The sequence below is a fragment of the Streptococcus shenyangsis genome, from assembly GCF_006385785.1.
In the GTDB taxonomy this organism is placed as follows: domain Bacteria; phylum Bacillota; class Bacilli; order Lactobacillales; family Streptococcaceae; genus Streptococcus; species Streptococcus shenyangsis.
Genome location: NZ_VFSH01000011.1, coordinates 31,870 through 45,194 on the forward strand (window position 1 = coordinate 31,870; position 13,325 = coordinate 45,194).

11 protein-coding genes are annotated in these 13,325 nt (G+C 37.4%); 2 read left to right on the forward strand and 9 right to left on the reverse strand.

Translation table 11 applies throughout. The features are described from left to right. Nucleotides 1-5: 5 nt before the first annotated feature. The 9 genes from FJR77_RS08120 to FJR77_RS08160 form a co-directional block, all read right to left on the reverse strand. Nucleotides 6-1,175 (reverse strand): glycosyltransferase, encoded by a 1,170-nt coding sequence (locus FJR77_RS08120; protein WP_140834297.1) that lies wholly within the window; start codon nt 1,173-1,175, stop codon nt 6-8. Continuing rightward, complete coding sequence (locus FJR77_RS08125; RefSeq protein WP_140834299.1) at nt 1,172-2,398, reverse strand: glycosyltransferase family 4 protein; 1,227 nt, start codon at nt 2,396-2,398, stop codon at nt 1,172-1,174. Before FJR77_RS08125 ends, FJR77_RS08120 begins: the two co-directional genes overlap by 4 nt. A gap of 9 nt (nt 2,399-2,407) precedes the next feature. Further along, nucleotides 2,408-3,001 (reverse strand): sugar transferase, encoded by a 594-nt coding sequence (locus tag FJR77_RS08130; protein WP_140860109.1) that lies wholly within the window; start codon nt 2,999-3,001, stop codon nt 2,408-2,410. Nucleotides 3,002-3,389: 388 nt separating this feature from the next. Continuing rightward, on the reverse strand, nt 3,390-4,073 hold the full coding sequence (locus tag FJR77_RS08135; RefSeq protein WP_061758839.1) for a tyrosine-protein kinase: 684 nt from the start codon (nt 4,071-4,073) through the stop codon (nt 3,390-3,392). Between the two features lie 10 nt (nt 4,074-4,083). Continuing rightward, complete coding sequence (locus FJR77_RS08140; RefSeq protein ID WP_000653383.1) at nt 4,084-4,776, reverse strand: capsular polysaccharide biosynthesis protein; 693 nt, start codon at nt 4,774-4,776, stop codon at nt 4,084-4,086. Between the two features lie 8 nt (nt 4,777-4,784). After that, entirely contained in the window at nt 4,785-5,516 is a 732-nt protein-coding gene (gene cps4B / locus FJR77_RS08145) for a capsular polysaccharide biosynthesis protein Cps4B (protein WP_140834304.1), read from the reverse strand. A 1-nt stretch (nt 5,517) separates the two neighbouring features. Then, on the reverse strand, nt 5,518-6,963 hold the full coding sequence (cpsA, locus tag FJR77_RS08150) for an LCP family glycopolymer transferase CpsA (RefSeq protein ID WP_140834306.1): 1,446 nt from the start codon (nt 6,961-6,963) through the stop codon (nt 5,518-5,520). 377 nt (nt 6,964-7,340) lie between these two features. After that, entirely contained in the window at nt 7,341-9,299 is a 1,959-nt protein-coding gene (locus tag FJR77_RS08155; RefSeq protein WP_140834308.1) for a peptide ABC transporter substrate-binding protein, read from the reverse strand. 195 nt (nt 9,300-9,494) lie between these two features. Then, nucleotides 9,495-11,102: a glycoside hydrolase family 13 protein gene (locus FJR77_RS08160; RefSeq protein WP_140834310.1), complete on the reverse strand. Its 1,608-nt coding sequence runs from the start codon at nt 11,100-11,102 to the stop codon at nt 9,495-9,497. 152 nt (nt 11,103-11,254) lie between these two features. On the opposite strand from FJR77_RS08160, the gene FJR77_RS08165 reads away from it, so the two are divergent. Next, nucleotides 11,255-12,739 carry a DUF1846 domain-containing protein gene (locus FJR77_RS08165; protein WP_140834312.1) on the forward strand — a complete coding sequence of 495 codons (1,485 nt, stop codon included), beginning with the start codon at nt 11,255-11,257 and terminating at the stop codon, nt 12,737-12,739. A gap of 94 nt (nt 12,740-12,833) precedes the next feature. Then, nucleotides 12,834-13,316, forward strand: a complete 483-nt coding sequence (locus FJR77_RS08170) for an S-ribosylhomocysteine lyase (protein WP_000032557.1) — start codon at nt 12,834-12,836, stop codon at nt 13,314-13,316. Nucleotides 13,317-13,325: the final 9 nt, after the last annotated feature.

Below are 13,325 nucleotides of genomic sequence, written 5' to 3' on the forward strand. Positions count from 1 at the left end.
TTCCACTAGTATAAATTGAGTATATTTTCTACAAAATACTCTTTTGACAAATTAAAATTAGGATTCCTTTTACATTGACTCACTTCTTTTAGGGATCCTAGTATAGAAGTAACAGTTCTATCACTACACACTATACCGTACATATGTGTACTTTCTATACTCCCCCCAGTTGGGTAGCTCACAACTGGTGTCCCACAGGCAATAGCTTCTAAATTAGTTGTCGGATAATTATCCTGTGTTGTCGGGTTGATAAATACATCTGCCAACGTGTACCAAGCAGAAAGTTCTTCCACACTATCTGTTGTGGTCAGACCAATAATCTCTTTAGGAAGTTTATCCAATTGTTCTTTTGATAATCCTATCAAAACTAATTGTTGATAAGATTTTAGCTGTGTAGATAATTCTAATAGATCATCCAAGCCTTTACGCTGATCCCAGATAGAAGCCACACCAAGCAGTACCTGTTTGCCTTCTAAGCTAAATTTTTTTCTCAATTCCTGAGCCTCAAATAGCCTTGGTTTAAATATAGTAGTATCAATACCGTTATGAATAACTGTTACGGGATATTCTTTCAAAAATGAATTGCTTACCAAATTTGCCAACCACTCTGATGGTGTAATAAGTGTCAAGTTTGGAACACCTGTAAACAAATTTTTTTTACGTTCAAAATTTCTAGATGAAAAATCAATTAATGACTTTGGATAATCATTTTTTTGACTCGAATGATAGCACTGTCCAATTTCTTCACATTCTAAAGTATCAAAGTAAGCACCATGTCCAGTAAAAGCCCAACAATCATGCAAAGTCCATAAAATTTTCTTTCCGCAAGTTTTCAAATAGGAAAATAATTCTCCTACATGAATATAGTATCCATGTAAATTATGCAGATGAATAATATCCGGATCATATTCTTTCACCCAAGTGATAAATTTTCTAGTTGCTGCTCTACTTCCAAAACCAGCATTATCAAAAATTCTAGCTTGTAAGACATGCCTATTGACATCCACTCTAGAGCCTATTTTAACCGCGTAATCTCGATACTGTGTCGGCACATGCTCACGTCCATATCCAATCTTAACTTCATGCCCCTGCTTTGTTAAAGCGGTTGCGATATCCGTACAAATTCTTCCTGTACTCCTAATACCACAAACAGTATTAATCATCAAAATTTTCATGAGGAAAATTCCTCTCTCAAATACTTTTCCAACTGTGTCATAAACTGCTCTTTAGAAAAGTGCTTTTCATAGTAAGAACGAGCTTGCTTTCCTAACTCCTTTTGTTCCTCTATAGATAACATACTGAACTCACAAATATTTTGTGCTAATTGTTCCACATCTTGTTCAGAACTAACATAACCACAATTTGCTTCCTCTACGATGGTTTTAGTATCTCCTGAAATTGCACCTATAATTGGTTTTCCTGCTGCCATATAAGATTGTACCTTTCCAGGTATAGTACGAGAAACTATCGAGTCTCCTATTAAAGAAACTAACATAGCATCTGATTTTTTATAGAAGGTTGGCATTTCTTCCAAAGAACGTCTTCCATAGAAGGAAACATTCTTTAACTCCAATTCATGTGCTAATGCTTTCATACTTAGCAATTCCGTACCATCTCCAACAAAATGAAAATGAATTTTCTTGGGTAAATCGGTATTCTTTTCTATCAAACTGGCAGCTTTCAAAATAGTTTCCAAATTTTGTGCTTTACCAATATTACCAGCAAAAGTTAGGTCAACACTTTCTTTATTAACTCTCGATTCATCAGGGATAAAAAGATCTTCTGCATATTGTGGCAAATAAGTAATCTTTTGTTCTGTTATGTCAAATTGGTTCACAAAATGATTCTTAAATGATGGACTAGTGACAAATATATAATCACTAGCTCGGTAAACTTTTTTTGAGATAAATTTAAACAGTTTGAAAATCAAGCTATCTTGTTTTACTCCTCCTACAGTTAAACTATCTGGCCAAACATCCATACAATATAGAAACAAAGGCTTCTTATACTTATTTTTATAAGCCATACCAGCCCATGCCATCATAACTGGAGATGTTTGATTTACAAAAACACAATCAAATTCTGATCCATCTTTTGCTTTATACTGTCCGAGTAGAACTCCTATCGATGAACTAATAGCAAAACTAAAATAATTTAATATCCTATGTAAAGTATTTTTTCCTCTTGGAATTGTATAGGAACGAAAAACAGTAACTCCTTCTATAGTCTCTCGTCTATTTTGCCTATTCCTATAATCTGCATATATTTTACCTTCAGGATAATTAGGAACTCCTGTTAAAACAGTAACTTCATGACCTCTCTCAACAAGATCCTCACAAATATCTGATAATCTAAAAGGTTCGGGTCTATAATGTTGACTCACAAATAAAATTTTCATTTCACTATCTTAACTCTCTCGTTTACTCCCCTCTACAATTCCTTTTCGTTTCAATACATAAGGTATTGTTCTTACTATGCATTTTATGTCCATTATTAATGACCTATTCTTCACATAGTAACCATCCAATTTTGCTTTCATATCTGTAGACAGATTGTCTCTACCATTGATTTTCGCCCATCCAGTTAATCCTGGTAAAACATCATTTGCACCGTATTTTTCTCTTGCCTCTATTACATCACGTTCACTTACCACTACTGGTCGAGGACCCACAATGCTCATATCACCAACAAGAATATTACATAATTGAGGTAATTCATCTAGAGATGTTTTCCTTAAGAAAGCTCCCACTCTAGTGATCCACTGCTCTGGATTTTGTAAATCTCGAGTTGCCACATATTTTGGTGATTCCACTTTCATAGTCCGAAATTTAAAAACATAAAAAGTTTTCTTGTGAATTCCAAAACGTTTTTGTTTAAATATTACCGGTCCTTCTGAATCCAACTTAATCGCAATTGCAATTAGGATAAAAACTGGACAAAATAACGTTATCGCTATTAAAGATATAGATATATCTCCTAATCGTTTTAATATACTGTACATAAATTATCTCTCACTATAAATACAAAGTTCATCTTATTTCCATTTATCAAATTAAATTTTTCAGCCTATGAAAGCACAAAAACTCAATATATATTTGAACACTCAATAATTTTCAAAAATATAATTCTTTTATCCTCTATGTCAAATAAAACTTTTCTCCATCTAAAGAAAATTTATTTGTTTCAGTAATATATGAATTATCAATAATGTATTAGAAGGTTCAATTCAATTGTTCTTCCAAACAGATCTAATATTTAATTTGAAGAAATATCGGTCTCTGAAATTGCAATCAGTATATAAGCTAGTAAACTAACAGGTACATTCTATAAGATTACCATAGTTATATTGTAGAACCCCCGTCCTTCTATATGGACTCCCTAACCTCATTTTATCTTTTACCATAATTACCATAACCACCGTAAGAGCCATATTTTTCACGTTGAATATCAAATTTATTGAGAACGACACCTAAAAATGGTTTTCCTGTTTGTTCTAACTGGCTTTTCGCTTTTTGTACTTCTCTTCGTTTTGCAACTCCTGCCTCTACAACTAAAATAGATGCATCGCATTTTTGTACAACAATAGCTGCATCGATTACAACTCCAATTGGTGCCGTATCAACAATAATATAGTCAAAATATTTACGTAAGGTTTCAATCATAATTTCAAAGTTATCACTTTGAAGAAGAGCTGTTGGATTAGGAGAAGCCACTCCTGACTCGATGACAAACAAATTGTCAACATTTGTCTCACAAAGCCCATTTGACAAATCCTGAGTTCCAGCTAAATAGTCTGTCAAACCTGTAATTCTTTCTCTTGACTTAAATACTCCAGACATAACTGAATTCCGGATATCTGCATCAATCAAAAGAGTCTTATAGCCTGCACGCGCAAAAGCCCAAGCAATATTAGTAGAAGTTGTAGATTTCCCTTCACTAGGATCAACTGAGGTGACTGCAATAACTTTCAAGTTATTGCCGCTCAATTGTACATTTGTTCGTAAAGCATTATAATACTCTTCTGCTTTTTTTACAGTGTTAAGTTTCTGTTGTGATAATTCTAACTTTGCCATCTCTTCTCCCTTACTTTACTTTATCCAGATTTGGAATGACTCCAAGGAGTGAAATCTCCATAACATCTTCTATATCTTCTGGACGTTTTACACGATCATCAAATAGTTCAATCAATAGCACTACTACAATCACTAGGCTTGCTCCAAGACCTGCTCCAATCACAGTATTACGACGAATATTTGGTGATGATGGACCAATTGCTGGACGTGCTTCCTCAAGGGTTGTTACATCTGAAACACGAGTAATACTGATAATTTTTTGAGCAGCTACTTCTCTCAAAGAGTTAGCAATACGGCTTGCCTCTTCAGGAACTCGATCATTAACTGAAATAGACACAATACGGGTATCAACTGGTACTGTCACTTTAATTTTATTAGCCAAGCCTTTTGGCGTCAAATCTAGTTTCAAATCAGACACAACTTTCTCCAAAACATCCTGCGATAGGATAATTTCACGATAGTCTTTAACCAAGTATGATCCTGCCTGTAGGTCTTGATTGGTCAAACCAGATTTCTCTTCCTGATTCCGGCTAACTACATAAATCCGAGTCGTACTAGTAAATTCAGGTTTGATAACAAAAGTACTATAAGCAAAAGCAACTGAAGAAGTTATAATTGCCACCAATAAAATGACTAACTTTCTTTTCCATAAAGCTCTGAATAGTTGCAATACATCGATTTCCAAAGTGTTTTTATCCTTCATATTTTCTCCTAAATTAATTGATCCATTATAATTTTTCTGGGATTTTCCACAAAAAGTTCTTTCGCCTTTTTCGCTCCATATTTCTTAGCAATGATATCGTATGCCTGTTCCATATATGGAGGTCTAACATCTAAATTGTGCATGTCACTTGCGATTACATGAACTAAATCACGTTCCAAAAAATACCTCGCTCGTTTTTTCATAAATTTATATCTTTCTCCAAAGAACTTAGGTTTTAGAACATGATAGCTATTTATCTGAGTATAGCACCCCATATCAATCAGTTCACGAACACGTTTTTCATTATCCTCTAATGCATCGTAACGTTCAATATGAGCAATTACTGGCGTGATTCCCAACATCAAAATATTGCTCAATCCCGTATGAATCTCACGATAGGGAGTATGCATGCTAAACTCAATCAAAGCATAGCGGCTATCATTAAGGGTAGGAATTTCTTTTTTTTCTAGCTTTTCTAGAATATCCAGAGTATAGTATATCTCTGCGCCATAAGCAATGACTAAATCATCTGCTACTTCTTTTGCAATTTCACGAACCTTCATAAAATTTGTTGCAATCTTTTCTTCGGGAGTCTCAAACATTCCTTTTCGACGATGCGAAGTAGACACAATCATTCGAACTCCTTGATTATAAGCTTCCTTTAACAGTGCTTTACTTTCTTCTATTGACTTTGGTCCATCATCTACATCAAAAACGATATGCGAATGGATGTCTATCATTTTACCTACCCTCCATCACATCCTGTATAGCTGCTTTAACTGCAGCTAAACTACTATCATCTATTTCCATCATATAGAGGTTACTGTCTGGCATTGCATAAGAAGGAAGATCCATCCGACCTGTCCCTTTTAAATCTTGAGAATTTACTTTATAGTTCCCTCCACTTTCCAATTGAGTATTCACTAGATCCATCATCGTCTCAATCGGCATATTTGTCTGAAGGGAATCCTGCAAGCCTTGAAGGATATTGCTGTAGTTTTTTAAGGCCTCGGTTGAAGTCAGCTTCTGAATAATTGCTACAATAACCTTTTGTTGGTTTCGACCACGGTCACGATCTCCATCCGCTAATGAATACCGTTCACGAACAAAGCCAAGAGCTTGCTCGGAATTAAGGTGAACATTCCCGACTGGAAAATGGAACTTCCCATTTTGCAATGAAAACTCTTGTTCATTATCAACATCTACTCCACCCAACAAGTCAATTAATTTCAAAAATGATGTAAAGTTCAAACGAACATAATAATTAATATCTACACCATAAAGATTCTCGAGGGTGTGAATGGATGAGTCAACCCCGTATATACCAGCATGAGTCAATTTATCCTTTTGATTGTTACCACCATCAGCAATAGGAACATATGAATCTCGAGGAGTTGTTGTCAGAAGGATTCTCTTCGTATCCCTATTGACCGTCATCAAGATATTAACATCTGAGCGAGAAACTGAGCTAATGGCACCGTAAGTATCAATACCACTAACATAGATATTGAAAAAGCGATCTTTAGATACCTTAGGAGTCTCAACCTCTTTAGTCATCTTTTTAGTGTAAATTTTCTTGATTTTAGAAGCATAATCCGGATACTCTGCCTCAATAATATTCTCAAACACGCTATTTAAGACAATAGCTTTAGCTTCTCCAGAAATCAAACTTTTATAAGTTGACAAGTAAGAAGTACTTTTATCAACCGTCAAATCCTTATTTTGACTCGTCTTAATATCAGCGATTAACTTTTGAATATTCTCATTATCCGTCCCAGTTGGCCCTATAACACTAGATAATTGAGCAACATTATTGATATCACTATCCTTTAAAACTACAACACTGAGAGAATACTCTGAATAATTTGAAGTTGCATTAATATGGCTTGTAAATCCTACAAATTGTTGCAGAGCAAATACAGAAACTGAACTCACTAACACAGCAAGTGTTAAAAAGAAAATCGTGAACTTTTCTGCTTTTTTATAGATTATTAGTAGTGTAGCACTGACAGCAACCACCAAAGCAAAAACTGCGACCACTATATTAACGTGCCTGAAAGCAAGTATATTGTACTTAAAGATTAAGAACAATAAAAAACCAACTAACAATAAATAAATAGTCAACAAGACTATATTAACACTTCGCTTCACTTTCTGTGAACGTGATTTTTTAAAACGTCTACTCATGATTAACACCTATACATTTAATGCTACTATTATATCACTTTTTTACGATAAACTCTACATTTACGAGTTTATAGACATCCTTCGATATAGATTATTTGGACATCATAAGCACTGATACTATTCTAAAATCTCTTCAAAGCATATCAGTACCACCGTATCATAGTTATATGTTGCTGGGGACAATCTCAAAACAAGTCTTTGAGATTCTGTGTATATCTTCCTAGTTGCTCTTTGATTTTCATTGAGCATTAGACCATCAAAATCAATACAGCATTTCATTTACAATTCAACACAACTAGACAACTACTAGCCCGTACAGCAAAAAACAGCTCTATTAAGATGGCTTTATAAAAACCATCCAATAGAACCACTCATCATTATTTAACATGCTTTTCTGCTTCTTTTTGAGCTTTTTCGATTGCTTTTTTGCTTTCTTGCTCCCATTTAGTTTTGGCTTCTTCATACTGTTTAGTTGTAACAGTATCTTTTTGCAGTTTCATGTACTTGTAGTTATTTCCATCACCCTTGATACCAACCAATGAATAACCTCTTGTAAATGGTGTCACTTTAGTTACAGAAGCTGTACCACCATTTGACATAGCTGACATAAGGAGAGAGTTATCGATCATCCAAGCTTGAGCTTCAGCATACTTTTCATAACGCTTAGCTACATCTTTATTTTCACTATCTGCATCTTTAAGCATCTTAGTGTAGGTGTCAAGACCTAGGCTAGCAATTTTTGCTTTATCTTCCTTGGCATCTAGACCAAAAATCTTGAGGTAGAATCCATCCTCTGCATTGAAAGGATTGAGATAAGTTGATGGATCCTGATAGTCACCTACCCAGCCATCAAAGTTCAAATCGTAGTCTCGATCAGCTGGTGTTGGTGCCAAGAAGGCTACATTATTAAAATCATCTGTTGACAGTTGCTGAACATCAATGACAATATTATCAGCACCCAAAACTGATTCAAGGGTCTGCTTAACTGAGTTCATACCTGTCACAGCATTTTTATTCGTCTGATCAACTGCCACATCCAAGTGAATAGGGAAAGTCACACCCTGACTTGCCAATTCTTTTTTAGCTTCCGCAAATTTTGCTTGGGCTTTTTCTTTGTTGAAATAGGCATCCTGGGCATCTGCCAAGTTAATATCTGACCATTCTGTGCCATAGTTGACCAATTTAGAAGCGACTACTTCTCCAAAGGTCTTATCTCCAACTTGGACAAATGTTGGAGGCACCAAGGTGTTACGAAGAGTCTTGCTAGCAGCTTCTTCCCCATTTGACTGGGCAGAATAGGCTGTGCGGTCCAAGGCGAAGTTCACTGCTTGACGGAAGTTTTTGTTCAAGACAGCTGTCTCAGTTGACTTCTTCTGCTCATCTGTCGTTTTAGCAGTGTGATTGTAAGCCTTACGGTTGACGTTAAAATTAAAATACCAAGAAGTCTTGTCCTGCAAACTGTAAATGATATTATTCTTATATTTTTCCTTTGTCTTAGCAAAGTTTGAACTATTTGGATAAACACCTGCGATTGAATAAGCTCCGCTTTCAAAGTTACGGATAGTCAATTCTTGGTCTGAGCCGTCAAAATAAGCCAATTTCACGCGCTCAATCGATACTTTGTCATGATCATAGTAATGCGGATTTTTCACATACTCGATCGATGATTTTGATGTGAAATCTTTTAACAAATAAGGTCCGCTATAGAGAATACTATTTGGAGACAGGGTACCAAAATCTTTCCCTTTTGAGTTTAAAAACTCTTCGTTTACTGGGAAAAGAATACTATTGGTTGTTTTTGAGTTCCAGTAAGGTTCTGGGCGTGCCAAAGTATACTCAATAGTCTGGTCGTCGATGGCCTTCACCCCAACCTTAGAAAAGTCAGAATCCGCTCCTGTAATATAATCATTCAAGCCCTTGATCGAGTTTTGAATCAAGTCAATGGCCTGAGATTTATTATCCACTGCGTACTTGATCCCTGTCACAAAATCTTGTGCCTTAACTGGGGCGTATTCTTCACCGTCAGCCGTGAACCATTTGGCATCTTTTCTCAATTTATAGGTATAAGTCAGGCCGTCGTTCGAAACAGACCAGTCTTCTGCCAAAGACGGAACTAGGTTCCCATGATTGTCATTTTCAAGCAAACCATCCACTAGGTTGGTGATAATCGATGTATTGTCAGCGTAGTAGTCTAATAAGTAATTAAATGTAGTTGGATTTCCACTAAAGGTTGATGAGTAAGTTTTTGTATCTGAACCTGATTGTCCACAGGCAGCCAAAAGCAAGGCAGCCGCAAAAGTTAGGCCTGCACTAAGAACACGCTTTTTTGTATTCATCGTCTTTCTCCTTTATGTTAGTTTTTATAACATAAACTTATTTTACCAAAATAGCCCGGATTTGTAAAGTTAATTGAATTTTTAGAATGAAAGTTTATAAATGTAGGCATAAAAAAACAAAGAATTTCTGTCTTTCATACAGTCCTCCCTTGTTTTTATACGATTTCGATTTTAGATTTTTCTGTTCAGAAATATTTAGCCCAACTCCACACAGAAAGCATCCCATGGAGCTAAGATTTGTTTTTCAAAGACTTCTTGAGCCACAGTATTTTCAATCAAGACTGATTTAACTTTTCCTTCTACTGTTAAGTCTTGCTCTTCATTGGACAAGTTGGCCACAACTAGGAAACGACGATCACCATCTTTACGGATATAAGCAAAGACCTTGTCAGCTGTTTCCAATAGTTCAAAGTCAGCTCGAATCAGCCAACTATTCTCCTTACGGATTTGAACCAGTTTCTGATAAGTATAGAAAATAGAATCTGGATTTGCCAGCGCTTCTTGAACATTAATTGCTTGATAGTTTGGATTTACTGCCAACCAAGGTCGACCTGTCGAAAAACCGGCGTTTTTGCTCTCATCCCATTGCATAGGAGTACGGGCATTATCACGTCCGATAACACGGATACTATCCATAATTTCTTCCATCGGAACGCCTTTTTCAAGAGCTTCACGCGCATAATTGAGGGATTCAATATCTTCTACTTGATCTAGCGTTTCAAAGGGATAGTTGGTCATGCCAATTTCCTCACCTTGGTAGATATAAGGAGTTCCTCTCATGAGATGAAGTAAGATGGCAAAGGCTTTGGCAGATTTTTCGCGGTATTCTTGGTCATTTCCCCAGATTGAGACGATACGAGGGAGGTCATGATTGTTCCAGAAGAGCGAATTCCAGCCATCCTCAACTCCTAACTCTGTCTGCCATTTATTGAAAATTTCTTTCAACTTAGCGATATTCAGCTCTTTTTGATAGTGCCATTTAGGTTGCCCTTCCTGATACTGAAGACCGATATGTTCAAACTGGAAGACCATAGACAACTCTTGCCCCTTTGGATCAGAGTAAAACTTGGCAATATCTGGCGTTGCTCCCCAAGTCTCCCCTACTGTCAAGAGATCCTTATCTCCAAAGGTAGCCTGATTCATCTCCTTGAGATAAGGATGGAGCATAGGACCGTTATTGACTACTTTCTCGTCAGGAATTTTCCCAATCATATCAATAACATCCATACGGAAACCGCCAATCCCTTTATCAATCCAGAAATTCATCATCTCATAAATTTTCTGGCGAAGTTTTTCATTTTCCCAGTTGAGATCAGGTTGTTTCTTGCTGAAAAAGTGGAGATAGTATTGACCTGACTTTTCATCGTATTCCCAAGCTGATCCGCTAAAGATAGAATCTAGGTCGTTGGGCTCATCGCGCCAGATATAGTAGTCTCGCTCAGGGCTGTCGGGATTTTCACAGGCCTCGACAAACCAAGCATGTTCATCTGAGGTATGATTGACCACTAAGTCCATGATGATACGAATATCACGTTTTTTAGCTTCCGCGATCAGCTCATCCATATCCTCCATGGTTCCGAAAATAGCTGCAATCGCTTGATAATCAGCAATATCATAGCCATTATCATCCATAGGACTGTCATAAACTGGAGAAAGCCAAATCGCTGTGATTCCTAACTTGGCTAGATAGTCTAACTTACTGGTAATTCCTGGCAAATCGCCAATTCCATCTCCGTTGCTATCCATAAAACTCTTTGGATAGACTTGATAGACTACGGCATTGTGCCACCATTTTTCTTGCATTTTCTTACCTCATTATTTTAATAATCTACAGTCTATGATAGCGCTTTTCTGAGTTTTGTGCAAGCGTTTGCCTAATCTTTTTACTTCCTTTTTTAACTCCATAGTTTCCTAACTGCCAATTTTTTATTATAATAGAGGTCAGAGGTAAAAAAATGAAAAAACAAGCTTTTAGTTCTGAACAATATTTGAATCTACAGCGCGACCACATTTTGGAGCGCATTAACCAATTTGACGGCAAGCTCTACTTGGAGTTTGGTGGCAAAATGCTAGAAGATTTCCACGCTGCTCGTGTGCTTCCTGGCTATGAGCCTGACAACAAAATCAAGCTCTTGCAAGAGTTGAAAGAGCAGGTTGAGGTTGTGATTGCCATTAACGCTAGCAACATCGAGCATTCTAAAGCACGTGGTGACTTGGGCATTTCTTATGACCAAGAAGTTCTTCGTTTGATTGATAAATTCAATGAATTAGGGATTTTTGTCGGCTCAGTGGTCATTACACAATACGCTGGCCAACCCGCTGCAGATGCTTTCCGCAACCAACTTGAGAAAAACGGAATTGATTCCTATCTTCATTATCCAATAAAAGGATATCCGACGGATATGGATCACATCATTTCTCCAGAAGGCATGGGAAAAAATGACTACATCAAAACCAGTCGCAACCTGATTGTCGTAACCGCTCCTGGACCTGGTTCTGGAAAATTGGCAACCTGTATGTCCAATATGTACCACGACCAAATCAATGGTATCAAGTCTGGTTACGCTAAATTTGAAACCTTCCCAGTTTGGAATCTTCCCCTTCATCATCCAGTTAACTTGGCTTATGAAGCTGCCACAGCTGACCTTGATGATGTCAACATGATTGATCCTTTCCATCTTCAAACCTATGGAGAAACCACTGTCAACTACAACCGTGATATCGAAATCTTCCCAGTGCTCAAGCGCATGTTGGAACGTATCCTAGGAGAGTCTCCATACGCTTCTCCAACAGATATGGGAGTCAACATGGTTGGTTTCGCTATTACAGATAATGAGGCTGCTATCGAAGCCTCTAAACAAGAAATCATCCGTCGCTACTATCAAACTGTTCTTGATTTCAAAGCCGAAAAAGTTGGCGAAGCTGCTGTCAAGAAAATCGAGTTGCTTATGAATGACCTCGGCATCACACCTGCAGACCGTAAGGTTGCTGTCGTTGCCCGTCAAAAAGCTGAAGAAACTGGCGGACCAGCCCTAGCCCTTGAATTGCCAACTGGCGAAATCGTGACTGGTAAAAACTCAGAACTCTTTGGCCCTACAGCCGCTGCTCTTATCAACGCTATCAAGAAATCAGCTGATATTGCTAAAGAAGTGAAACTAATCGAACCAGAAGTTGTCAAGCCAATCCAAGGTCTTAAAATCGATCATCTAGGTAGCCGCAATCCACGCCTACATTCAAATGAAATTTTGATTGCACTGGCTATCACAGCTACGGAAAATCCTGATGCTGCCCGCGCTATGAAAGAACTTGGCAATCTCAAAGGAAGCGAAGCCCACTCAACCATCATCTTGACCGATGAAGACAAGAATGTCCTTCGTAAACTAGGTATCAACGTAACCTTTGACCCATACTACCAATACGACCGCTTGTATCGTAAGTAACGATTTCAACCTCTCCAGCCTCGGAGAGGTTTTCTCTCTGTCTCAGGAGCCAGCTTTATGATATAATAAAAAAAGAAAACTGAAAGGATATACCATGTCAAAAGAAGTTATTGTTGAAAGTTTTGAACTTGACCACACTATTGTTAAAGCACCCTATGTTCGCTTGATTGGGGAAGAAACCGGGCCAAAGGGAGACGTTATCTCCAACTTTGATATTCGCTTGGTGCAACCAAACGAAGACTCAATCCCTACTGCTGGACTTCACACTATCGAGCACCTCTTGGCAAAACTTATCCGTACCCGCATTGACGGTATGATTGACTGTTCACCATTTGGTTGCCGTACAGGCTTCCACATGATTATGTGGGGACGTCATACCAGTGCTGAAATTGCGGCTGTTATCAAGGATTCGCTCAAGGAAATCGCTGAAACCACTACTTGGGAAGATGTCCCTGGAACAACCATCGAATCTTGCGGAAACTATAAGGACCACAGCCTCTTCTCTGCTAAAGAATGGGCTAAACTCATCCTTGAACAAGGGATTTCAGATGATGCCTTTGAACGTCATGTGATTTAAACGTAAAAA

Excerpts from the sequence above, each read along its gene's own strand:
- FJR77_RS08120 (WP_140834297.1), bottom strand. The coding sequence starts at position 1,175 with ATGAAAATTTTGATGATTAATACTGTTTGTGGTATTAGGAGTACAGGA.
- FJR77_RS08125 (WP_140834299.1), bottom strand. The coding sequence starts at position 2,398 with ATGAAAATTTTATTTGTGAGTCAACATTATAGACCCGAACCTTTTAGA.
- FJR77_RS08130 (WP_140860109.1), bottom strand. The coding sequence starts at position 3,001 with ATGTACAGTATATTAAAACGATTAGGAGATATATCTATATCTTTAATA.
- FJR77_RS08135 (WP_061758839.1), bottom strand. The coding sequence starts at position 4,073 with ATGGCAAAGTTAGAATTATCACAACAGAAACTTAACACTGTAAAAAAA.
- FJR77_RS08140 (WP_000653383.1), bottom strand. The coding sequence starts at position 4,776 with ATGAAGGATAAAAACACTTTGGAAATCGATGTATTGCAACTATTCAGA.
- cps4B (WP_140834304.1), bottom strand. The coding sequence starts at position 5,516 with ATGATAGACATCCATTCGCATATCGTTTTTGATGTAGATGATGGACCA.
- cpsA (WP_140834306.1), bottom strand. The coding sequence starts at position 6,963 with ATGAGTAGACGTTTTAAAAAATCACGTTCACAGAAAGTGAAGCGAAGT.
- FJR77_RS08155 (WP_140834308.1), bottom strand. The coding sequence starts at position 9,299 with ATGAATACAAAAAAGCGTGTTCTTAGTGCAGGCCTAACTTTTGCGGCT.
- FJR77_RS08160 (WP_140834310.1), bottom strand. The coding sequence starts at position 11,102 with ATGCAAGAAAAATGGTGGCACAATGCCGTAGTCTATCAAGTCTATCCA.
- FJR77_RS08165 (WP_140834312.1), top strand. The coding sequence starts at position 11,255 with ATGAAAAAACAAGCTTTTAGTTCTGAACAATATTTGAATCTACAGCGC.
- FJR77_RS08170 (WP_000032557.1), top strand. The coding sequence starts at position 12,834 with ATGTCAAAAGAAGTTATTGTTGAAAGTTTTGAACTTGACCACACTATT.